The organism is Halomonas rhizosphaerae, assembly GCF_030012485.1.
Classification (GTDB): domain Bacteria; phylum Pseudomonadota; class Gammaproteobacteria; order Pseudomonadales; family Halomonadaceae; genus Halomonas; species Halomonas rhizosphaerae.
In genome coordinates, this window is record NZ_JASCQQ010000039.1 from 193,008 (window position 1) to 215,275 (window position 22,268).

Consider the following 22,268-nt stretch of genomic DNA (forward strand, 5'->3'; position numbering starts at 1 on the left):
GTTCTCTCTCGTCCCGGTGGGCGCCTCAGAGGTTGAAGGCGTCTTCCACCAGCTGGCGCTGCTGTTCGGTATGCACGGACATGTAGCCCGCCGCGGGTGCCGCGGATGCCGGGCGACCGGCGAACTTGAGCTTGCCGCCCAGGCCGTCACGCAGCATGTCGGCCACGGCCCGCATGTGGTGCTGGCTCGAATACCAGGCGCCCTGGTTGAGCGGCTCCTCCTGGCACCACACCACGTCGGTGACGTTGGTGTAGTCCTTGATGGCCTCCAGCAGTTCCTCCTTGGGGAAGGGGTAGAGCTGCTCGATGCGCAGGATCGCCACGTCGTCGCGGGCGTTCTCCTCGCGCCAGTTAGCCAGGTCATAGTAAACCTTGCCGGCACAGAGGATGATGCGCTCGACCTTGCCGGCCTCGAGGTTGCCCTGGTCGGGCAGCACCATCTGGAAGCCGCCATGGGCCAGCTCCTCGATGGTCGAGGTCGCCGACTTGTGGCGCAACAGACTCTTGGGCGACATCACCACCAGCGGCTTTCTCAGCGGACGGATCACCTGGCGGCGCAGCAGGTGGAAGATCTGCGCCGGGGTAGTCGGGACGCAAACCTGCATGTTGTGCTCGGCACACATCTGCAGGAAGCGCTCGAGACGCGCCGAGGAGTGCTCCGGCCCCTGCCCCTCGTAGCCGTGGGGCAGCAGCATGGTCAGGCCACACAGGCGCTCCCACTTGGTCTCGCCGGAGGAGATGAACTGGTCGACCACCACCTGGGCGCCGTTGAAGAAGTCGCCGAACTGGGCTTCCCAGACGATCAGGGCGTTGGGCATGGTCGTGGCGTAGCCGTACTCGAAGGCCAGCACCGCCTCTTCCGAGAGGAAGGAGTCGTGGATGGTGAAACGCGGCTGGCCGTCGGCCATGTGTTGCAGCGGCACGTAGGCACTGCCGTCCTTCTGGTTGTGCACCACCGCATGGCGGTGGGAGAAGGTGCCGCGACCGACGTCCTGGCCGGTGATGCGCACCGGATGGCCCTGGTCGAGCAGCGTGGCGTAGGCCAGGGTCTCGGCGAAGCCCCAGTTGACCGCCAGGCCGCCGGCCTGCATCTTGCGCCGGTCGTCGTAGATCTTGGCCACCTGGCGCTGCACCTCGATCCCGTCGGGAATCTCGCACATCCTGCCGGCGAGGCGCTGCAGACGTTTCATGTCCACGGTGGTGTCGGCATGGCCGGTCCACTCATGGCCCAGGTAGGGGGTCCAGTCGACGAACAGCGACTTGTTGGGCTTCTGCACCAGGGCGTTGGCCACGTGGTTGCCGGCCATCAGGTCATCGCGGTACTTCTCCATCATCGCCTTGGCGTCGTCGTCGCTGAGCAGCCCCTCGCCGACCAGCCGCTCGATGTAGCGGGCCCGCGATGACGGATGTTCCCTGATCTTGCTGTACATCATCGGCTGGGTGCCGGAGGGCTCGTCGGCCTCGTTGTGGCCGCGGCGGCGGTAGCACACCAGGTCGATGACCACGTCGCGATTGAACTGCTGGCGATAGTCCAGCGCCACCTGGGTGGCATGCAGCACGGCGTCGGGGTCGTCGCCGTTGACGTGGAAGATGGGCGACTGGACCATCTTGGCAATGTCGGTGCAGTACTCGGTGGAGCGCGAGTCCTGGGGATGCGAGGTGGTGAAGCCCACCTGGTTGTTGATGACGATGTGCACCGTGCCGCCGGTCTTGTAGGCACGGGTCTGGGACATCTGGAAGGTCTCCATGACCACGCCCTGGCCAGCGAAGGCCGCATCGCCGTGGACGTTGATCGGCAGCACCTTGTTGCCGACCGGGTCGTCCCGACGGTCCTGGCGGGCCCGCACCGAGCCCTCGACCACCGGGGCGACGATCTCCAGGTGGGAGGGGTTGAACGACAGCGCCAGGTGCACCTCACCGCCCGGCGTCATGACGTTGGAGCTGAAGCCCTGGTGGTACTTGACGTCACCCGAGCCACGCTCGATGACCTTCTTGCCATCGAACTCGTCGATCAGGTCCGAGGGGTTCTTGCCGAGGATGTTGACCAGCAGGTTGAGGCGACCGCGGTGGGCCATGCCGATGACCACTTCCTTGGTGCCGTAGCCGCCGGCACGCTGGATCAGCTCGTCCATCATCGGGATGAAGGCTTCGCCACCCTCGAGGCCGAAGCGCTTGGTCCCCGGGTACTTGGAGGCCAGGTAGCTCTCCAGGCCCTCGGCGGCGGTCAGCCGCTCCAGCACGTGCTTGCGCACCTCGGGACTGAACCTGGGGGCCGAGCGCACCGACTCGAAGCGCTGCTGCAGCCAGCGCTTCTCCTCGGTGTCGACGATATGCATGATCTCGCAGCCGATGGAGCGGCAGTAGGTCTGCTCCAGGGCGCTGACGATCTCCTTGAGCGGCGCCTTGTCCATGCCCAGGAAGAAGGAACCGGTCTGGAACTCGGTGTCCAGGTCGGCCTTCGAGAGCTGGTGGAAGGAGAGGTCGAGATCAGGGACGGGAGTGGGGCTGCGCAGGCCGAGGGGGTCGATGTCGGCCTTCTGGTGCCCGCGGAAGCGGTAGGCGTTGATCAGCTGGAGAACCTTGACCTGCTTCTTGTTCTCGCCACTGTCGACACCGGCCTGGGCAGTACGCCGATGGCGGCCCAGCTGGTAGAACTGCTCCCGGACCGGTGCTAGCGGGACATCGTGGCTGGCCCCGCCCTCGGGTCGCGGCAACTGGTCGAAGTACTGGCGCCATTCGTCGGGAACGGCGGAGGGATCATCGAGGTACTGTTCGTAGAGCGCTTCCACATAGTGGGCATTGCCGCCACTCACGTGGGAGGAGCGCCACATCAACTCCATTATGCCTTGTTGCATCTCTTGGTCACCCTGCACTGATGGGGTGGTATCGGCGCCGACACGACTCGACCGTATCGACATCGCTGGTGCCCTGCCGGAGGAAGGGCATCCTGAATTCCATGGTCAAGAGCCGGTGCCCAGGGCACCGGCTCTATGCATCATGCTCCGCACCGGACTCGGCTGCGACCTCTCGCCGCAGCCCGAGAGCGGTGGACATGATAACAAGCTGGACGCCACGATTTAAGTGGCATCGGCCAGCAGCATCTCGCGGATCTTGCCGATCGCCCGCGTCGGGTTGAGCCCCTTGGGGCAGACCGCGACGCAGTTCATGATCCCGCGGCAGCGGAACACGGAGAACGGGTCCTGGAGCTCCGCCAGGCGGTCGCGGGTGGCGGTGTCACGGGAGTCGGCGAGGAACCGGTAGGACTGCAGCAGCCCGGCCGGGCCGACGAACTTGTCCGGGTTCCACCAGAACGACGGACAGGAGGTCGAGCAGCAGGCACACAGGATGCACTCGTAGAGGCCATCGAGCTTGTCGCGCTCCTCCGGCGACTGCAGGCGCTCGATGGCCGGCGCCGGCTCGTCGTTCTGCAGGTACGGCTGGATGCGCTCGTACTGCTTGTAGAACAGCCCCATGTCGACCACCAGGTCGCGAATGACCGGCAGGCCCGGCAGCGGACGCAGGGTCAGCTTGTTGCCCTTGACCACCTCGGAGAGCGGGGTGATGCAGGCCAGGCCGTTCTTGCCGTTCATGTTCATGCCGTCGGAACCGCACACGCCCTCGCGGCAGCTGCGGCGATAGGCCAGGCCATTGTCCTGCTCCTTGGCCAGGTGCAGGACGTCGAGCACCATCAGGTCGCGGCCCTGGGTGTCGACCTGGAACTCCTGCATGTAGGGCGCGGAGTCGGTTTCCGGATTGTAGCGGTACAGGGATACCTGAAGCTTGGACATCGTGACTCCCCCTTAGTAGGTGCGGACTTTCGGCTCGAACATGTCGACGGTCTTGGGTGCGAAGTTCACATCGCGCTTGCCCAGTCGCTTCTCGGCCGGGAAGTAGAGCGAGTGCTTCAGCCAGTTGACGTCGTCGCGGTCCGGGTAGTCGTAGCGGGAGTGGGCGCCACGGCTCTCCTTGCGCTCCAGGGCCGCGATGGCGGTGGCCTCGGCCACTTCCATCAGGTTGTCCAGCTCCAGCGCCTCGACGCGCGCGGTGTTGAAGGTGTTGGACTTGTCCGGCAGGTAGGCGTTGGCAATGCGCTCACGCAGCTCCTCGAGGCGCTTGACGCCCTCGACCATGTTCTTCTCCTCGCGGAACACGCCGAAGGAGGTCTGCATGATGTCCTGCAGCTCGCGCTTGAGCTCGGGAACGGTCTCGCCGCCCTCCGACTCGTTCCAGCGCGTGATGCGCTTCATGGCGGACGCGACGTCGGACTCGGAGGCGTCGAGGTACTCGATGCCCTCGTTGAGCGCGCCCTCGATGAACATGCCGGCCGCACGGCCGAACACCACCAGGTCGAGCAGCGAGTTGCCGCCCAGGCGGTTGGCGCCGTGGACCGACACGCAGGCCGCCTCGCCGCAGGCGAACAGGCCGTTGACGATCTGGTCGTTGCCGTCGGCGTCCTGCATGATCGCCTGGCCGTGCACGTTGGTCGGGATCCCGCCCATCATGTAGTGGCAGGTGGGGACGACCGGGATCGGCTCCTTGGCCGGGTCCACGTGGGCGAAGGTCTTGGAGAGCTCGACGATGCCGGGCAGGCGCTTGCCGAGGACGTCCTCGCCCAGGTGATCCAGCTTGAGGAAGACGTGGTCGCCCTTCTCGCCGCAGCCACGGCCCTCGAGGATCTCCATGACCATGGAGCGCGCGACCACGTCGCGGCCGGCCAGGTCCTTGGCGTTGGGGGCATAACGCTCCATGAAGCGCTCGCCGTCCTTGTTGATCAGGTAACCACCCTCGCCGCGACAGCCTTCGGTCACCAGGGTGCCCGCGCCGTAGATGCCGGTCGGGTGGAACTGCCACATCTCCATGTCCTGCATCGGGAAGCCGGCACGCAGCGCCATGCCGATGCCGTCGCCGGTGTTGATCAGGGCATTGGTGGTGGAGGCGAAGATCCGCCCCGCCCCGCCGGTGGCCATGACGGTAGCCTTGGACTTGACGTGCACCACTTCGCCGGTCTCGATGTCCATGGCAATGCAGCCCACCACGTCGCCGTTGGCGTTCTTGACCAGGTCGACGGCGTACCACTCGTTGAGGAAGGTGGTGTTGTTCTTCAGGTTGTTCTGATAGAGCGTGTGCAGCAGGGCGTGGCCGGTGCGGTCGGCGGCCGCACAGGTGCGTGCCGCCTGGCCGCCCTTGCCGAAGTCCTTGGACTGGCCGCCGAACGGGCGCTGGTAGATGCGGCCGTTGTCGAAGCGGGAGAACGGCAGGCCCATGTGCTCGAGCTCGAACACCGCCTTGGGGCCCTCGGAACACATGTACTCGGAGGCGTCCTGGTCGGCGATGTAGTCGCCGCCCTTGACGGTGTCGTACATGTGCCAGCGCCAGTCGTCGTCGGGATCCGCGGAGGCGATGGCACAGGTGATGCCGCCCTGGGCCGAGACGGTGTGCGAGCGGGTCGGGAAGACCTTGGACAGCACGGCGGTCTTCTTGCCGGACTTGGCCAGCTCGAGGGCGGCACGCAGGCCGGCACCGCCCCCGCCGATGATGATGGCGTCGAAAGACAGGCTACGCATGGTGGACATGTATCAGGCTCCCCACAGAACGGTGATGCCCCAGACCAGGAACACGAAGATGGCCAGGATGATGATGAGCTGGACGGCGACGCGTACGCCGGTCGACTTGAGGTAGTCGGTGGTCACGGTCCACAGGCCGACCCAGGCGTGGGCCGCCAGGGAGATGAAGGCCAGCAGCGAGAAGATGCGCATCCAGGTAGCGGAGAAGAGGCCGCTCCAGGCCGCGTAGTCCAGGCCGGGGCTGAGTAGCAGGAAGCCGACGATGAAGAGAGTGTAGAGCGCCAGGATGACGGCGGAGACGCGCTGGAGCAGCCAGTCGGAAAGACCGCTGCGCCCGAGATTCGTGATGTTGGTTACCATACCCAGACTCCAGCCAGAATGATCAGGACCACGCTTACCACCACGGTGATCTGCGCCTTCTTGACGCCGCCCTCGAGGGTCACGCCGATATCCATGTCCATCAGCAGGTGCTTGATGCCGGCCACGAAGTGGAAGGCCAGGGCGGACAGCAGCCCCCAGGCGATCAGCTTGGCCAGCAAGTTGTGGGCCAAGGCGTCACTCACGGCCGCGAAACCTGCCGGCGAGGAGAGCGACGTGTCGAGCGCCCAGAAGGCGAAGATCAGGCCGATGAAGAGGATGACGCCGGTGATGCGATGAGCGATCGACGTCAGGGCGGGAAGGGGAAACTGTATCGTGGACAGATCCAGATTTACGGGTCGTTTGCTATTCACGGCTCTACACACTCTCTTGGCCCGCTGTTCGGTCGTCGGACAAGGCCCGAGCGGGCGGTGGTTTCGGGAAGGGACACGATCGTGGCCGAGTTGGACACGACCACCGGTTCCTGCCAGTCGCGCGCTGAGATTATAGGGACATCGCCCTGTCATGACAAATGGACACAGAGCGTACTCGACCATGGTGGAAGGCCGATTTTTCGGCGCTGGCGGCGTCTACCCGGGCATCCGGAGGCGTCGACCGGGGCCGTGGCGCACCGCCATGGTGCGGAGCACCATTTCCTATACAAAAGCCATCCACTTAACAAGCTAATGTACAATACCGACCGCACAATGGTGGAATTGACAATCGCTGGCACGCTTCTATAGTGGGCGAACCTTTTCGCCGGCACCATCAGCGGAATAACGACTTAATCGTCCCACCATGAACTCGAGAGGAGGCCAGCATGGCTGACAGGAAAGCGACATTGACGGTAGACGGTCTGGAAAAGCCGATCGACCTGCCGATCTACTCCGGCACCCTGGGCCCCGACGTCATCGACGTCCGCGGCCTCGGCGCCGAAGGCCTCTTCACCTATGACCCCGGCTTCATGGCGACCTCCTCCTGCCAGTCGGCGATCACCTATATCGACGGCGGCAAGGGGGTGCTGCTGCACCGCGGCTACCCGATCGACCAGCTGGCGAAGGAGTCCAACTTCGTCGAGCTGTGCTACCTGCTGATGTTCGGCGAGCTGCCCGACGACGCCCAATACGCCGACTTCGAGTCGCGGATCAGCAACCACACCATGGTCCACGACCAGATCAACAACTTCTTCAAGGGCTTCCGCCGCGACGCCCACCCGATGTCGATCCTGTGCGGCGTGGTCGGTGGCCTGGCCGCCTTCTACCATGACCACCTGGACATCAATGTCCAGGAGGACCGCGAGATCAGCGCCATCCGCCTGATCGCCAAGATGCCGACCATCGCCGCGATGTCCTACAAGTACAACATCGGCCAGCCGTTCAACTACCCGCGCAATGACCTGAACTATGCAGAGAACTTCCTCTACATGATGTTCAGCAACCCGTGCGAGGAGTACCGGATCAACCCGGTCTACGCCAAGGCCATGGACCGCATCTTCATGCTGCATGCGGACCACGAGCAGAATGCCTCCACCTCCACGGTGCGCCTGGCGGGCTCCACCGGCGCCAACCCCTTCGCCTGCATCAGCGCCGGCATCGCGGCCCTCTGGGGCCCGGCCCATGGCGGCGCCAACGAGGCGGTGCTGAACATGCTCGACGAGATCGGCGACGACTCCGAGGAGAACATCCAGCGCTTCGTCGACAAGGCCAAGGACAAGGACGACCCGTTCAAGCTGATGGGCTTCGGTCACCGCGTCTACCGCAACTTCGACCCACGCGCCAAGGTGATGAAGGAGACCTGCGACGAGGTCCTCGCCGAGTTGGGCCTGGCCGACGACCCGCAGCTGAAGATCGCCAAGCGCCTGGAGCAGATCGCCCTGGAGGACGAGTACTTCATCGAGCGCAAGCTCTACCCCAACGTCGACTTCTACTCCGGCATCATCCTCAAGGCCATGGGCATCCCCAAGAACATGTTCACGGTGATCTTCGCCGTGTCCCGCACCATCGGCTGGATCTCCCACTGGAACGAGATGCTCAGCGACAGCTACAAGATCGGTCGGCCGCGCCAGCTCTACACCGGCCACGCCCAGCGCGACTACCCCGCCAAGTAAGCCGGCACGGCGGCGCGCACGCCGACACCACCAGGAAGGCCGCCCTCGGGCGGCCTTCCGCGTTTGCGGGCCACGTCGACCCCCTTAGCGACTTAGTACCGGAGAACTAGAATCTTCATTTATTCAGGTTGACTTTATTACGGAAACGCCCTCCTCCGCGGCACCGCCCGTTTTCCACACATTCTGTGGATAAGCCTGTTCAAAACCTCTCGAAAAGGTCGCAGAATCGCCATGAGAAGCGGGGCCGGCTTAGATTGATCAATTTTTGATCTATTGTAACTCATTGAAATAAAAGGGTAAATCCAGGAGGCCAGCAACCATGCGGGTTCGGGGCGAGACTGTGCACAGGTCGACCCGGGGTGCGCGGGAAAGTGGACAAGTCAAGGGGGATGTCAAGCCGATATCGCCTCGGATGCCAGGGCCGCAGCGGCGGGCCGCCCGGACACGGCGAAGCACCCGGCGAGCGAACTGGCCGGCTGATAATGAAAAAGCATTAGGAAGGTAGAGCGGTAGAAGGTGGCGTCCCATAGGGGGTTCGAACCCCTGTTACCGCCGTGAAAGGGCGGTGTCCTGGACCACTAGACGAATGGGACGCAGCATCCTCGATGCGAGAAGTGGTGGAGCCTAGCGGGATCGAACCGCTGACCTCGACACTGCCAGTGTCGCGCTCTCCCAGCTGAGCTAAGGCCCCGTATCTCTCGAAGACGGGGCGTATGTTACTGATAAGCCCCACCTTCGTCAACAGGAAATCACGCGAGCTCACGGAATTCCTTCTCGAAGCGCTTGGCCTGCTTCTTGGAGACGCCGCCCAGCACCTCGATGGCGTGGCGCAGGCGCGCCCGGGTCACGTCGGAGCCCAGGATCGCCATGGCGTCCATCACCGAGGTGCTCGAGCTGGAGCCGGTGATGGCGATGAACACCGGGGCCAGGAAGGCCTTCATCTTCAGCTCGAAGTGGGCGGCGAGCGTCTTGACCTCCTCCAGCAGCACCGCCTTGTGCCAGGCCGGTACACCTTCGAAGCGCCACACCAGGAACTGCAGCAGCTTGAGCAGTTCCTCGCGGGAGAGCTTGACCTCGTCGAAGCTCTTCTCCTCGATGGCCGGCAGGCCCGAGAAGAAGTGGCCGGCCAGGGGCACCACCTGGGAGAGCGTCTCCACCCGCGGGCGCACCTGGGGCAGGATCTGGCTGACGTACTCCTCGTTGAAGGCCCACTCCATCAGCGCCTTGAGGAAAGCCTTGTCGTCGAGCTCCTCGCGAATGTAGACGCCGTTGAGCCAGGTCAGCTTCTCCAGGTCGAACACCGGCCCGCCCAGCGACACGCGCTGGACATCGAAGTGGCTCATCATCTCGTCGAGGCTGAACTTCTCGCGCTCGTCGGGCATCGACCAGCCCATGCGGCCCAGGTAGTTGATCACCGCCTGGGGCAAAAAGCCCATGCGCCGGTAGTAGTTGATGGAGGTCGGGTTCTTGCGCTTGGAGAGCTTGGACTTGTCGGGATTGCGCAACAGCGGCATGTGGCAGAGCTGCGGCATCTCCCAGCCGAGGTACTCGTAGAGCAGCTGGTGCTTGGGCGCCGAGTTGATCCACTCCTCGCCGCGCAGCACGTGGGTGATGCCCATCAGGTGGTCGTCCACCACGTTGGCCAGGTGGTAGGTGGGCATGCCGTCGGACTTGAGCAGGATCTGGGCATCCACCTGGGCCCAGTCGACCTCGATCACGCCACGCAGCATGTCATCGATCACGCAGCTGCCGGTGGCGGGTACCTTCATGCGCACCACATGGGGCCAGCCCTCCTTCTCGCGACGCGCCTGCTCCTCGGCGGGCAGGGCGAGGTCGGAAGGCTTGAGGGCCAGGTGCATGCCGGCGGCCTTGCGCGCCTCGCGCAGCTCGTCGAGCTCCTCGCTGGTGCGGTAGCACTTGAAGGCATGGCCGGCTTCGACCAGCTGGCGTGCGTATTCCCCGTAGATGTCGCCGCGCTCGCTCTGGCGGTACGGGCCATGGGGGCCACCCACGTCGGGGCCCTCGTCCCACTCCAGCCCCAGCCAGCGCAGCGAATCGAGGATCATCTGCTCGGACTCGGGGGTCGAGCGCACCCGGTCGGTGTCCTCGATGCGCAGGATGAACTGGCCGCCGTGCTGGCGGGCGAAACAGAGGTTGAACAGGGCGATATAGGCGGTGCCCACATGGGGGTCGCCGGTGGGTGACGGCGCGATACGAGTGCGTACGGTCATGTCGTCCTTGGTCCTGTCGATGGTGTGGGGCTTGCCCTGCCGGGAGGGCGAATGCCCCGCATTATACGCACCTGGCCGGCGCCGGGCAGCCGTGGCCGGGAATCATTCCCCCGCCTCGTGGTCCATGCTTGAGCCCGAATTCCCCACCAAGGAACCTCATGCTCTCGCGACTCCCCGACGGCTTCACGGCCCTGGTCACCGGCGCCTCCGGCGGCATCGGCCGCGCCGTGGTCGATGCCCTGCTGGAAAGCGACCGTCCCGGTCGGGTGGTCGGCATCAGCCGCGCCGGCCACACGCACCCCGACCCCCGCTTCGAGTCCCTCGCCCTGGACGTCGGCGAGCCGGACGGCGTCGCGGCCCTGGAGCAGGCCCTGGACACCACCCCGCTGCACCTGGTGTTCAATGCCATCGGCATGCTGCACGACGAGCGGCTCGGCATCGGGCCCGAGAAGAAGCTCGACGACCTGGACGCCGAGGCCATGAGCCGACTCTACCATGTCAATGCGATCACCCCGGCCCTGCTGCTCAAGGCCCTGCAGCCCGGCCTCAAGGGGCGCCATCCGGCTGTGGTCGCGAGCCTCTCGGCACGGGTCGGCTCCATCGGCGACAACCGGATGGGTGGCTGGTACGCCTACCGGGCCAGCAAGGCTGCCCACAACATGCTGATGAAGACCGCCGCCGTGGAGCTGCGCCGACTCAACCCCCAGGTCAGCGTCGCCTGCCTGCATCCCGGCACCACCGATACCGCCCTGTCGAAACCCTTCCAGGCGCGGGTCCCGGCGGACAAGCTGTTCACGACGCGGTTCGTGGCCCAGCGGTTGCTGGCGGTACTGGACGATTGCGGCCCCGAGCAGAACGGGGTCTTCCTCGACTGGGCCGGCGAACCCGTGGCGTGGTGAGCCCCGAAGGCGCATGCCGACCCGGCCCGGATTAGGGCAGAATTAACGTTGATGCGTGCCCTTGCACGGCATAAATCGATCACAGAAGATCAGCCAACTCAATTCCCCACAGGATGCTGAAATGGACACACTCGGCCCGCGGATCAAAGAACTTCGGCTGGAGGCCAGGCTCAACAAGGCGGCCCTGGCGCGCAGGGTCGGTGTGTCCGATGTGACCATCTCCTACTGGGAATCCGGTGCCATCCGGCAGATCGGCCACGAGCGGCTGGTGGCCCTGGCCCAGGCCCTCAACTGCCCGCTGTCGCGGCTGCTCGAGGAAACGGGCGCCCAGGCCTCGCCGCTCTATCTGCGCAGCCGCCCGCCGCTACCCTGGCAGGATGGTCGGCAGAAGGGCATCGACCTGCCGATCGAGATGGTGCCCGGCCAGCGCTGGGACGGCGACTGCCACCTGGTCACCCCCGCCCCGGGGGAGCACTTCGACTTCCTCACCCAGGGGGACCTGGTCGCAATTGCCCCCAGCGACATCTTCCGCCAGCCCGGGCTCTACCTGATCGACGACGACGGCAGCCTGGCCATCCGCCGGGTCGAACAGGGCCCCACCGGGGAGCTGATGTTCCACCGCGAGAACAGCGACGAGGCCATGCCCTGGACCCCGGCCTGCCGGCTGGTCGGCAAGATGGTGGCCCATTGGCGCGTCCAGCCGCTGTGAGGGTTCACTCCACTTCCAGCACCTCGACGTGGTCGAGGGTGCGGCGGGTCTCGCTGCCCACCAGGAAGCGCTGGCTGTAGCTGGCCACCTGCCCCAGGCCATGACGTGACTCCTGTACCAGGGGACCACTCAGATGCTCGTTCTCCTCGCCGAGGCGGTCACGCACCGACCGCGGCTGCACGCTTCCTTCCTGCACGTCGACCGTGACGCGATAACCGCCGTCCGGTAGCCCGCTCCCGGGGCCGAAGGGGCCAGCCACGAAGCCGCCCTCCTCCACCGACACCCGTTCACGCCAGCGCACCCCGCTGAGTTCCCGCTCCACGATGACCTGCAGGCGGGTCGCCTCGGGCAGGTTAGTCTCGCCTTCCACCGTCAGGCGCCGGTCGCTGCCCAGGCGGGAGGTGAGGTCGATCATCGCCGGCTGGTCGAAGGGCGGCACCGCGGGCACTTCGGGCTTCGCCTCCGGCGGTGGCTCGCGGGTCTCTTCGGCAGTGTCCGTCTGAGCGGGCTCGGACGCCGCCTCCTCCTCCTCGCCACCGCTGCAACCGGCCAGCCACACCAGCAGCAGACCTGCCCCCATTGCTCGATACCACGCCGTCATGCACGCCTCCCGCCCGGTCGATGAGAGGCCAGACTACCATCATTCCCGTCCACGGCGCGTCCGCTCAGCGCAGCTCGGCACAGTCGCGGCATACCGTGGTATAGGGCACCGCCGCCAGCCGGCGGGCATCGATGGACTCGCCGCACTCCTCGCAGCGATCGCCCTCGCCTTCGTCGATACGCGCGAGCGCATGCATCACCTGGCGAAGCTCATCCTCGGCCTCCTGCTGCAGGGCCTCGATCACGTCATCGTTCTGCAGTTCGATGGACTGGTCCTCCATGTCCTTATCCAGCGGACCGCCCCGCTGCTCCTTGTGGGCCTTGTAGCGGTCGAACCGGTCGATCAGCTCGTCGCGCAGCGCTTCCAGTTCCTGCTTCCGATCCGCCATGACGTCGCCTCCTGTCATTGTCGGCAATGCCGAAGGGGCACCGCCCCGCTTCCTTCTAGATAGCACATCGCGCCCTGCCCCACGGTGACGAGGGTCACGACGCCGCTTTCCCCGTCCCGTCCCGTGGGCGAGCCCTCGGAGCGCGCAAGGGCATTCCCGTTCCGCTGGACCAGCGCTCAGGCCATGCCCAGGGCGTCATAGCCCTCCTGGGTCAGGGAGATGCGCTCGGGCTCGTCGCTGCCCCGGGTCCGGTCGACGGTGATCAGCCCCCTGGCCTCCAGGGTGTCGATGTCCTCCAGCAGGCTGTCCTCGCCCGGATGGCCGAAGGGTGATGCCAGTGCCCCGCCGTGCTGCAGCACGCGGGCCAGCAGCTCCATCTGATGCTCGGTGAGATCGCCGCTCATGTTCTGCTGCTCCTGATGATCATGGGTGTCGGTCAGTATGGACGAGGAACGCCAGATGCGGCCTCGGCCTACTGCCCTTGCAGGTCGGGATGGAGGCGACAGCACACAAGGCATTGACGGCGGCCGCCATACGTGACACCGTAGCGTCAGTTGGTTAGCAAGATGCATATTGTCAGTAGTAGTCGAATCCTTTCGGTTGTCTGGTTATATCCCCTTGTTTGACCCACTAGCACTCGGGGCATTACCCGGTAATTCGTAAAGAGCGCATAGCGCGAAAGGAGACAACTATGTCTACTGGCACAGTCAAGTGGTTCAACGACGCAAAAGGCTTCGGCTTCATCACCCCGACCGACGGTGGCGATGACCTCTTTGCCCACTTCTCCGAAATCAAGGCAGACGGCTTCAAGTCCCTCCAGGACGGTCAGCAGGTCTCCTTCGATGTGGTTCAGGGCAAGAAAGGCCTGCAGGCTTCGAACATCGAAGTCATCTGATCGCCGATCAGACAGACCTATCGCGTCGCAAGACGCCGAGCACCAAGGCCCGCTGATGCGGGCCTTGGTGTTTCTGCGTGTCGGGTTTTCGTGCACCCGCCAATGACCGCAAGGCTGCGGGGATATCACCCTGCCAGCATTGGCCAGAAATTGACCAGTACTGGTAGAATATCCGCCCTCCCGACCGACACCCCCGTGATGCCGATGCTCCAGCTCGACCGTACCTTCTCCGTCGCGCCCATGATGGACTGGACGACCCGCGACTACCGCGCGTTCGCCCGGACCCTGACCCGCCGCGCCCTGCTCTATACCGAGATGGTGACCACCGGCGCCATCCTGCACGGCAGCCCGCGCAGCCGATTCCTGGGCCATGACGACGTCGAACATCCACTCGCCCTGCAGCTGGGCGGCAGCGACGCCGGTGAACTCGCCGAGTGCGCGGCCATCGCCGAGGCATGGGGCTATGACGAGGTCAACCTCAACGTCGGCTGCCCGAGCGACCGGGTGCAGAACAACCTGATCGGCGCCTGCCTGATGGGCCACCCCGAGAAGGTGGCCGGCGCCGTGCGCGCCATGCGCGAGGCGGTCTCGATCCCGGTCACGGTCAAGTGTCGCATCGGCATCGACGACCAGGACGAGGATGCCGACCTCGAGCGCTTCATCGCCACCGTGGCCGAGGCCGGCTGCGACACCTTCATCGTGCATGCGCGCAAGGCGTGGCTCGAGGGGCTCTCCCCCAAGGAGAACCGCGATATCCCGCCGCTCAACTACGGTCGCGTCCATCGGCTCAAGGCGAGCCATCCCGAGCTGCATATCGGCATCAACGGCGGCCTGAAGAGTCTCGACGCCTGCCGGGAACAGCTCGAGCGCCTGGACAGCGTGATGGTCGGCCGCGAGGCCTACCAGAACCCCTGGCTGCTGGCCGGCGTCGACGAGGCGCTATACGGCGTGTCGGGCCCGGCAGAGAGCCGCCATGCGGCCGCGCGCGCGCTGCGCCCCTATATCGCCCGCCGCCTGGCGGAGGGCGCAAAGCTCAACCACGTCACCCGCCACCTGCTGGGGCTCTTCCAGGGCCAGCCGGGCGGGCGCAAGTTCCGCCGGCACCTCTCCGAGCACGCCCACCGCGAGGGCGCGGGCCTGCAGGTCCTCGACGACGCCCTGGGCCTGGTCCCCGAGCGCGAGGCCGCCGCCGTGGCCTGAGGCCGGCGCCTCCCGAAGCGCGGACGGCGTCGAGACATCGGCGCCGTCCGCGTCTGGGGCGCGGCTCAGTAGAGCGCGTCGGGCGGCGGCTCCAGGCTGGAGTGGAAGTCCTCGATGGCGCTCTCGGCCTCCTCGATGGCGTCGAAGCGGGCGATATGGAACAGCGCCTCGCCCTCGTTGGCCAGCGGCAGTCGGCTCATGCCGATCACGATGCCGTCGGCCACCGAGCGCACCTCGCCCTCGGCGTTGCCGAAGGGATCCGCCACCCGCCCCAGCAGTTCGCCCTTCGCCACCCGGGCCCCGAGCCGCACCTGGGGGCGCAGGATGCCATCGATGGGCGCCCGCGCCCAGCTCGAGCCGTTGGCCACCTCCGCGGCCGGCACCGGGCGACGGCGATGCTCGCCGGTCAACATCCCCAGCCGACGCATCACCCGCAGCACGCCCCGCACCCCCGGGGTGATCGCCCACTGGTCGAAGCGCAGCGCCTCGCCGGCCTCGTAGGTGAGCACCGGGATGCCGCGGTTCTGGGCGTAGTGGCGCAGGCTGCCCTCGCGCAGCTCGGCGTTGAGGATCACCGGCGCCCCGAAGGCATTGGCCATGCGCTCGGTCTCGCCCCCGGACGTCAGCTGGGCGCGGATCTGCGGCAGGTTGGTGCGGTGGATGGCGCCGGTATGCAGATCGATGATGTGGGTGGCGTGGTCGACGATCTGCTCGCGGAACAGCGCCGCCACTCGCCCACCCAGCGAGCCCGACTCGCTGCCCGGGAAGCAGCGGTTGAGGTCGCGGCGGTCCGGCAGGTAGCGGCTGTGCTGCACGAAGCCGAAGACGTTGACGATCGGCACGGCAATCAGGGTGCCGCGCAGGCTCTGGAGCTGCTTCGAGCGCAGCAGGCGGCGCACGATCTCCACGCCATTGATCTCGTCGCCGTGGATCCCGCCGCAGACCAGCAGCACCGGCCCGGACTGACGGCCGTGCACCACCTCGACGGGAATGTAGAGCGGGGCATGGGTGTAGAGGCGCGCCACCGGCACGTCGATCTGGGTCCTCGAGCCTGCCACCACGCGGGTACCGGCGAGTTCGAAGGGGGCACGAGCCATGGGCGCTCCTTGCGTCACAGAACGGTGTTTTTCGTGGCTTCCTTATACGCCACTGACGCATCGAAGACGAGCCCGGGTGGCGTGACCGGCGGGTCATTATCCATACAATGGTGTATGTAAATGGCGAGGCGACTCGGGTAGAATACGACCATCACCAGAACGCTGGAGAGCCCGCTTCCATGGCCAGACGCACCAAGGCCGAGGCCGCCGCTACCCGGGAGGCCCTGCTGGACGCCGCCGAGGAGGTCTTTCTCGAGAAGGGCGTGGCCCGCACCTCCCTGGAACAGATCGCCCGTCACGCCGACATGACGCGCGGCGCCATCTACTGGCACTTCCGCAACAAGGCCGACCTCTTCCAGGCCATGCTGCAGCGCGTGCGCATGCCCTTCCAGGAACTGGTGGAAGAGATCGGCGACCCGAGCCTCGCCGAGCGTCCCCTCGAGGCGATCCGCCTGGCCTGCCTGAAGGGCTTCGAGCGCCTCGAGCAGCCACGCTACCGGCGCGTGCATGCCATTCTCATCCATCACTGCGAGGTCTTCGGTGACATCGACCCGCTGGCCATGCAGAACGAGATGGCCGAGGAGGCGTGCGGGGCGCTGATCGACTATTGCGGCTGTGCGGCACGCCTGGGCCACCTACGCCCGGGGCTCGACCCCGGGGTGGCCGGCGAGCTGCTGCAGGCGATGCTCGGCGGGCTCTTCCACGACTGGCTGCGCAACCACGAACGCTTCTCGATCCTCGAACGCGGCACGGTGCTGCTGGACGCCCAGCTGGAACTGATGCGCGCCCCGGCTTCAGGATGAGGCCGCGGCGCCGCTCCCCCCCTGGCCGCCGCGTCCCTGGCGCAGGCGCAACCGACTGAGATGGGCTCGCGCCTCGCGGTACTCGGCCTCCGGCACGCTCCGATAGGCGTCCTCCCCGGCCACGTACTTGACCAGCACGCGGCGTTCACCGAGATGCGGCAGGTTGCCGGGCTTGCCGTGCAGGCGCACCTGCCATTCCGGATCGTCGACCAGCGCCGCCGTGGCCCAGCCATCGGCATCGGCTTCTGCCTTCACCTCGACCTTCTCGCCGAGCAGGCAGCGCCGCTGCTGCGGGGCATGGCGATGGAACCAACGATGCAGGGCATGGCATAGCCCCCCCGCCAGCGGCGAGGCGAGCGCGAAGGCCCCCCACAGCACCGCCACCCCGACCGGGATGCGGAACAGCCCCAGCGGCAGCCAGCGCAGCACGGCGAGTTCCACCCCCAGGGTGATGGCCCCCGACAGCAACAGCAGCACCGTCAGCGCGAAGGAGGCCGGCACCCCGGCGAAGCCCAGCGCCACCAGGGTACTGGCCAGGTGGTCGCCCTTGAGGCTGTCGTGCTCGAAGCACTCCACCGGCGCCAGGCGCAGCGCCACCAGCAGCCAGTAGAGGGCGACGAGGGCAAGCAGCACGCTGAACACCACCACCGGGAAGCTCAGGGCAATCTGGCGTACGGTTTCCATGGGGCACCTCCCGGCAATACTTAGCCAACGAATGAGTCTCTTGCCTCAGCGTAGACCATCCGGGCAACGGAGAGGGCAGCCTATCCCTGATGTGGGTCATGGACGGGCCCGCAAGCATCCCCGGCCGGCCCTTGACAGGAAAAGGGGCGCCCCCGGTCGGAACGCCCCTTTTGCTGCGTAGGGGTGATCGGGTGCCAGCGCCTGGCGCTGGCACCCGGGCCTCAGGGCTGGTCGGCGCCGGCCGCCCGGCGATGCTCGGGGCCACCACCGAGTACCCTGCGCCGCAGCCAGTCGGAGACCGCCGCGATCATGGCGTAGAAGCTCGGCACGAAGAAGCTGCCCAGCACCGCCACCGTGGCCATGCCCACCGCCACCGTGGTGCCGATGTGGTGGCTGCTGGTATCGCTCGCCCCGGTGGCCAGCGCCAGAGGCAGGGTACCGAAGATGAACGCCAGCGAGGTCATCACGATGGGCCGGAAACGCAGCCGGGCCGCGGTGATGGCCGCCTCACGGATCGACTGGCCCTGCTCCTTGCGCTGCAGCTCGGCGAACTCGACGATCAGGATGGCGTTCTTGGCCGCCAGCCCCACCACCACCAGCATGCCGATCTCCACGTAGACGCTGGTGTCGAGCCCGCGCAGCACGATGCCGCCGATGCCGCCGAGGAAGGCGAACGGGGTCGCGGTGAGCACCGCCAGCGGCAGCGACCAGCTCTCGTACTGGGCCGCCAGGATCAGGAACACCATCAGCAGGCCGAAGACGATGGCCAGGGTGGCGGTGCTGCCCATCTGGGTCTCCTGGTAGGCGGTGCCGGTCCAGCCCATGCCCCAGTCGTCGCCCAGGGTCTCCTGGACGATCTCCTCCATAGCGGCGACCGCCTCGCCGGAGCTGTAGCCCGGTGCCGGGCCGCCCTGGAACTGGGCGCCCAGGTAGACCCCGAAGCGCGACACCACCGCCGGCTTGGCCTGGCGCTCGAGGGTCACGAACTCCGAGAGCGGGATCCGCTCGCCGTTGCCGCCGCGCACGTAGACGTTGTTGATGTCGTCCGGGGTCCTGCGGAACTCGTCCTCGTTCTGCAGGTAGACCTGGAAGTTGCGGTTCTGGTAGCTGAAGTAGTTGACGAAGCCGTTGCCGAAGGTGTTCGACAGGGTGGCGTTGAGGTCCTCCAGCGCCACGCCGTAGCTGAGCGCCTTCTGCTGGTCGATCTCGGCCCGGTAGCCCGGCACGTTGACGTTGAAGGTGGTGAACACCCGCTGCAGTGCCGGGTGTTCCCCCGCCGCCTGCATCACCTGTACCGAGGCCTGGAAGAGCTCCTGGGGGTTCGCGCCCTCGAAGGACTGCAGGTAGCCGGTGAAGCCGCCGGTGGTGGAGAGCCCCATGATCGGCGGCATGTTGAAGGCCATGGCCGAGCCGCCCGGCACCTGGGCCCCCAGCTGCATCACCTGCCCCACCAGCCCCTCGGCGGTGAGCTCGCGCTCCGCCCAGGGTTCCATGTTGATGAACATCACGCCCCGCGCGGTGTTCACGGCACTGGAGAGGATGTCGTAGCCGGCGACCGCCGCCACGTAGCTGACCCCGGAAATCTCCTCGATGCGCGAGCTCAGCTCGCCCATGTAGTCCTGGGTGCGCGCCAGGGAGGCGGAGTCCGGCAGCTGCACGCTGGCCAGCACGATCCCCTGGTCGGTCTCCGGTACCAGGGTCGAGGGGGTGTTCTGGTAGAGCCACCAGGAACCGCCGATCACCAGCGCGGTGAGCAGCAGCGCCAGGCCCCAGAAGCGCACCAGCACCTTGACCACCCACATGTAGACGGCGGTGATGGCGGCGAAGAGGCGATCGAAGAGGCGCAGGGGCGTATTGATGGCTCGCCGAAACGTCGTTTCGTTGCCGTTTACCGGCTTGTGCTTGATGAAGATCGCCGACAGCGCCGGAGTGAAGGTCAGCGCCATCAGCGCCGAGAAGGCCACCGAGATCGCCACGGTCAGCGCGAACTGCTGGTAGATCTGGCCGGTGAAGCCACCCAGGAAGGCCACCGGCACGAACACCGCGGCCATGATCAGCGAGGTGGCGATGACCGGGCCGCCCACCTCCTTCATGGCGCGGATAGTCGCCTGGATGACGGTGATCTCCTCGTCCTCGCTGAGCACCCGTTCGACGTTTTCCACCACCAGGATGGCGTCGTCGACCACGATGCCGATGGAGAGCACCAGGGCGAACAGCGTCAGCAGGTTGATGGAGAAGCCGAAGGCGAAGAAGCCGGCGAAGGTCGCCAGCACCGAGACCGGCACCACCGACATGGCGATCACCGTGAAGCGCCAGTTCTGCAGGAAGATGAACAGGATCACGCCGACGATCAGGAAGGCCTCGATGAACACCTTGGTCACGGTGCCGACGGAGGCATCGATGAACAGGGTGGTGTCATAGGGCACTACCTGTTCGAGCCCGGGCGGGAAACGCCCCTCCAGCTCGGCCATGGTCGCCTTGACCGCCTCGGCCGTCTCCAGGGCGTTGGCCCCGGGCTGCTGGTTGATGATGATCGGCGACATGGCGGCGCCGTTCAGGCGGGCATCCACGCCGTAGAAGGAGGCACCGAGCTCGATGCGCGCCACGTCCTGCAGGCGCAGCGACGAGCCATCCGGATTGGTGCGCAGGAAGATCTCGCGGAAGTCATCGACGTCGCTGAGCCGTCCGCCCGCGGTGATGGTGTAGCTGAAGGCCCGCGGCTCGCTCTGGGGCGTGGCCGCCAGGCTGCCCGCCGGCACCTCGGTGTTCTGCGCACGGATGGCGGCGGCCACCTCGGTGGGGGTCAGGTCGTACTGGGCCAGCTTGTCCGGGTCCATCCAGATGCGCATGGCGAACTCGCCACCACCCAGCACCTCGGCATTGCCGACACCGGGCACCTGGCGCAGCTCGTCGAGGATGTTGAGGGTGGCATAGTTCTGCATGAAGGTGCGATCGTAGTCGCCCTCCGGCGAGATCAGCGCCACCAGCATCAGGATCGAGCTGGAACGCAGCTCCACCTGCACGCCCTGGGCCTGGACCGCCTCGGGCAGCTGCGACAGCGCCCCCTGCACGCGGTTGTTGACGTTGATGGTGTTGATGTCGCCCTCGGTGCCGATATTGAAGGCGACGTTGAGGCTCATGGTGCCGTTGTCGGCACTCGTCGAGGTCATGTAGAGCATGTCCTCGACCCCATTGATCGCCTCGGCCAGCGGGGCAGCCACCGTCTGGGCCACCGTCTCGGCATCGGCGCCCGGGAACTGGGCCTGCACCGAGACGGTGGGCGGCACCACGCTGGGGTACTGCTCGACCGGCAGCACCCGCATGCTCATCACCCCGATCAGCGTCAGGATGATCGCCAGCACCGTGGCGAAGATCGGCCGCTTGATGAAGAAGTTGGAGAAGCTCATGAGGCGTCGTCCTCGTCCGCCTCGCCTTCCTGCTCACCGGCAGGCGGTGAGCCGGCACCTTGCTGCATCTCCTCGGCGGCTTCCTGCTCGGCCTCGGCCTCGGCCTGCTCGACCTCCTCGACGATCTCGCCGGCCTCGCCATCGAAGGGCTGGGGGTCGATGGCCGTGCCCGGTTCGATGCCGGAGGGGTCGCCGACCACCACCCGCTCGCCGACCTCCAGGCCGCCGCGGATGATCTGCCAGGGACCGGCCACCTCGCCCAGCTCCACGGTGCGGGCCCGGGCCACATCGTCCTCGTCGAGCACGAACACCTGGGGCCCCATCAGCCCCTGGCCGATGGCGATCTCGGGCACCGCCAGCACGTCATAGCGCTTCAGCCCCTCCAGGCTGACCCGCACGAACTGGCCGGGCAGCACGCGACCTTCCGGATTGGCGAAGGTGGCGCTGGCCTGGACGGTGCTGGTGGCCTCCTCCACCCGGGAGCCCAGGAAGTCGAGGTGGCCTTCGAGGGTCGAGCCCTCGGCACCGTCTGCCCCGGGAATGCGCAGCATCGCGGTGATCGCCTCAACGGACTGATCGCCCATCTGGCGGCGCAGCTCGAAGGCATCGCGCTGGGGCAGCTGCAGGCGGACCTCCAGGGGATCGAGCGGCGTGATGGTGGCGAGTTCGGTGCCGCTGCTCACCAGGTTACCGACGTTGACCCGGCTGAGGCTGATCATCCCCGACACGGGCGCGGTGACCTCGGCATACCCCAGGTCGATCCGCGCACTGGCGAGTGCCGCCTCCGCCTGGGCGACGCCGGCCTGGGCGACGCCCAGCTCGGCCCGCGCCTGGTCATACTGCTGGCGGCTCACCGAGTTCTGGCTCAGCAGCCGCTCGAAGCGGTCGGCATCGCGCTGGGCCCGGGCGAGCTCGGCGCGGGCACTCTGCAGGTCGGCCTCGCGCTGGTTGACCGCCGCCTGGTAGAGGTCCGGCTCGATGCTGTAGAGCTTCTGCCCCTGCTCCACCAACTGACCGGGCTCGAAGTGGCGCTGTTCGAGGAAACCGGTGACACGGGCCACCAGGGTGACCTCGTTATCGCTGCGCAGCAGCGAGGGGTAAGACTTGTCCAGGGGGATGTCCTGACGGGCGATCTCCGTCACTTCCACCGGATGTGGCGGCCGCTCCTGGTCGCCGCCGGCCTGCGGGGGGGCCTCGTCCTGGCCACAGGCGGCCAGCAACAGGCCCGCGGCCAGGACGAGCAGGGTCGTCCGGCCGTGTCGGAAGAGCTTTTTCATGGTGTCGGTCGTTCCCGTTGGCGTCGTCAGAGATGAACGAATCTTACATC

19 protein-coding genes and 2 tRNA genes are annotated in these 22,268 nt (G+C 66.6%); 6 read left to right on the forward strand and 15 right to left on the reverse strand.

The features are described from left to right. Nucleotides 1–25: 25 nt before the first annotated feature. The 5 genes from QLQ86_RS19450 to sdhC all read right to left on the reverse strand — a co-directional run bounded on the left by QLQ86_RS19450 (nt 26) and on the right by sdhC (nt 6,294). The gene (locus QLQ86_RS19450; RefSeq protein WP_282736990.1) at nt 26–2,854 is read right to left on the reverse strand and encodes a 2-oxoglutarate dehydrogenase E1 component; all 2,829 of its coding nucleotides are present in this window, start codon (nt 2,852–2,854) and stop codon (nt 26–28) included. Between the two features lie 222 nt (nt 2,855–3,076). Further along, a complete protein-coding gene (locus QLQ86_RS19455) occupies nt 3,077–3,787 on the reverse strand; it encodes a succinate dehydrogenase iron-sulfur subunit (protein WP_282736989.1) in 711 nt (236 codons plus the stop codon). 12 nt (nt 3,788–3,799) lie between these two features. Further along, a complete protein-coding gene (gene sdhA, locus QLQ86_RS19460; RefSeq protein ID WP_282818102.1) occupies nt 3,800–5,572 on the reverse strand; it encodes a succinate dehydrogenase flavoprotein subunit in 1,773 nt (590 codons plus the stop codon). Between the two features lie 3 nt (nt 5,573–5,575). Further along, a complete protein-coding gene (gene sdhD / locus QLQ86_RS19465; protein WP_106230151.1) occupies nt 5,576–5,923 on the reverse strand; it encodes a succinate dehydrogenase, hydrophobic membrane anchor protein in 348 nt (115 codons plus the stop codon). Beyond that, a complete protein-coding gene (gene sdhC / locus QLQ86_RS19470) occupies nt 5,917–6,294 on the reverse strand; it encodes a succinate dehydrogenase, cytochrome b556 subunit (protein ID WP_282736987.1) in 378 nt (125 codons plus the stop codon). The genes sdhD and sdhC overlap by 7 nt, the downstream gene beginning before the upstream one ends. A gap of 446 nt (nt 6,295–6,740) precedes the next feature. Here sdhC and gltA point away from each other — a divergent pair, with 446 nt between their 5' ends. After that, complete coding sequence (gltA, locus tag QLQ86_RS19475; RefSeq protein ID WP_282736986.1) at nt 6,741–8,027, forward strand: citrate synthase; 1,287 nt, start codon at nt 6,741–6,743, stop codon at nt 8,025–8,027. Nucleotides 8,028–8,544: 517 nt separating this feature from the next. Here gltA and QLQ86_RS19480 read toward each other — a convergent pair. The 3 genes from QLQ86_RS19480 to gltX all read right to left on the reverse strand — a co-directional run bounded on the left by QLQ86_RS19480 (nt 8,545) and on the right by gltX (nt 10,258). Then, nucleotides 8,545–8,620: transfer RNA gene (locus tag QLQ86_RS19480), tRNA-Glu, on the reverse strand. 22 nt (nt 8,621–8,642) lie between these two features. Next, nucleotides 8,643–8,718: transfer RNA gene (locus QLQ86_RS19485), tRNA-Ala, on the reverse strand. Between the two features lie 58 nt (nt 8,719–8,776). Then, nucleotides 8,777–10,258 carry a glutamate--tRNA ligase gene (gene gltX / locus QLQ86_RS19490; RefSeq protein WP_282818103.1) on the reverse strand — a complete coding sequence of 494 codons (1,482 nt, stop codon included), beginning with the start codon at nt 10,256–10,258 and terminating at the stop codon, nt 8,777–8,779. Between the two features lie 158 nt (nt 10,259–10,416). On the opposite strand from gltX, the gene QLQ86_RS19495 reads away from it, so the two are divergent. Further along, the gene (locus QLQ86_RS19495) at nt 10,417–11,157 is read left to right on the forward strand and encodes an SDR family NAD(P)-dependent oxidoreductase (protein ID WP_282818104.1); all 741 of its coding nucleotides are present in this window, start codon (nt 10,417–10,419) and stop codon (nt 11,155–11,157) included. Nucleotides 11,158–11,278: 121 nt separating this feature from the next. Then, nucleotides 11,279–11,866: a helix-turn-helix domain-containing protein gene (locus tag QLQ86_RS19500; protein ID WP_282736983.1), complete on the forward strand. Its 588-nt coding sequence runs from the start codon at nt 11,279–11,281 to the stop codon at nt 11,864–11,866. A gap of 4 nt (nt 11,867–11,870) precedes the next feature. Here QLQ86_RS19500 and QLQ86_RS19505 read toward each other — a convergent pair whose 3' ends face one another. From QLQ86_RS19505 to QLQ86_RS19515, 3 genes are all read right to left on the reverse strand, one after another. Next, nucleotides 11,871–12,467 carry a hypothetical protein gene (locus tag QLQ86_RS19505; RefSeq protein ID WP_282736982.1) on the reverse strand — a complete coding sequence of 199 codons (597 nt, stop codon included), beginning with the start codon at nt 12,465–12,467 and terminating at the stop codon, nt 11,871–11,873. Between the two features lie 64 nt (nt 12,468–12,531). After that, nucleotides 12,532–12,855, reverse strand: a complete 324-nt coding sequence (locus QLQ86_RS19510) for a TraR/DksA family transcriptional regulator (protein ID WP_282736981.1) — start codon at nt 12,853–12,855, stop codon at nt 12,532–12,534. 176 nt (nt 12,856–13,031) lie between these two features. After that, a complete protein-coding gene (locus QLQ86_RS19515) occupies nt 13,032–13,259 on the reverse strand; it encodes a hypothetical protein (protein WP_282818105.1) in 228 nt (75 codons plus the stop codon). 287 nt (nt 13,260–13,546) lie between these two features. Here QLQ86_RS19515 and QLQ86_RS19520 point away from each other — a divergent pair, with 287 nt between their 5' ends. Then, a complete protein-coding gene (locus QLQ86_RS19520; RefSeq protein ID WP_089714596.1) occupies nt 13,547–13,750 on the forward strand; it encodes a cold-shock protein in 204 nt (67 codons plus the stop codon). Nucleotides 13,751–13,954: 204 nt separating this feature from the next. Beyond that, a complete protein-coding gene (dusA, locus tag QLQ86_RS19525; protein ID WP_282818106.1) occupies nt 13,955–14,950 on the forward strand; it encodes a tRNA dihydrouridine(20/20a) synthase DusA in 996 nt (331 codons plus the stop codon). 65 nt (nt 14,951–15,015) lie between these two features. Here the strand turns inward: dusA and QLQ86_RS19530 are convergent, their stop codons facing one another. Next, nucleotides 15,016–16,047: a succinylglutamate desuccinylase/aspartoacylase family protein gene (locus QLQ86_RS19530; protein ID WP_282735539.1), complete on the reverse strand. Its 1,032-nt coding sequence runs from the start codon at nt 16,045–16,047 to the stop codon at nt 15,016–15,018. 179 nt (nt 16,048–16,226) lie between these two features. Between QLQ86_RS19530 and QLQ86_RS19535 the strand changes: the two genes are divergently transcribed. Next, entirely contained in the window at nt 16,227–16,850 is a 624-nt protein-coding gene (locus QLQ86_RS19535; RefSeq protein ID WP_282818107.1) for a TetR family transcriptional regulator, read from the forward strand. Here the strand turns inward: QLQ86_RS19535 and QLQ86_RS19540 are convergent. The 3 genes from QLQ86_RS19540 to QLQ86_RS19550 all read right to left on the reverse strand — a co-directional run bounded on the left by QLQ86_RS19540 (nt 16,842) and on the right by QLQ86_RS19550 (nt 22,218). Further along, nucleotides 16,842–17,534: a hypothetical protein gene (locus QLQ86_RS19540; protein ID WP_282818108.1), complete on the reverse strand. Its 693-nt coding sequence runs from the start codon at nt 17,532–17,534 to the stop codon at nt 16,842–16,844. The two genes, QLQ86_RS19535 and QLQ86_RS19540, sit on opposite strands and share 9 nt — an antisense overlap. A gap of 221 nt (nt 17,535–17,755) precedes the next feature. Further along, a complete protein-coding gene (locus tag QLQ86_RS19545; protein WP_282818109.1) occupies nt 17,756–20,941 on the reverse strand; it encodes an efflux RND transporter permease subunit in 3,186 nt (1,061 codons plus the stop codon). Then, complete coding sequence (locus QLQ86_RS19550; RefSeq protein ID WP_282818110.1) at nt 20,938–22,218, reverse strand: efflux RND transporter periplasmic adaptor subunit; 1,281 nt, start codon at nt 22,216–22,218, stop codon at nt 20,938–20,940. The genes QLQ86_RS19545 and QLQ86_RS19550 overlap by 4 nt, the downstream gene beginning before the upstream one ends. Between the last annotated feature and the right edge of the window lie 50 nt (nt 22,219–22,268).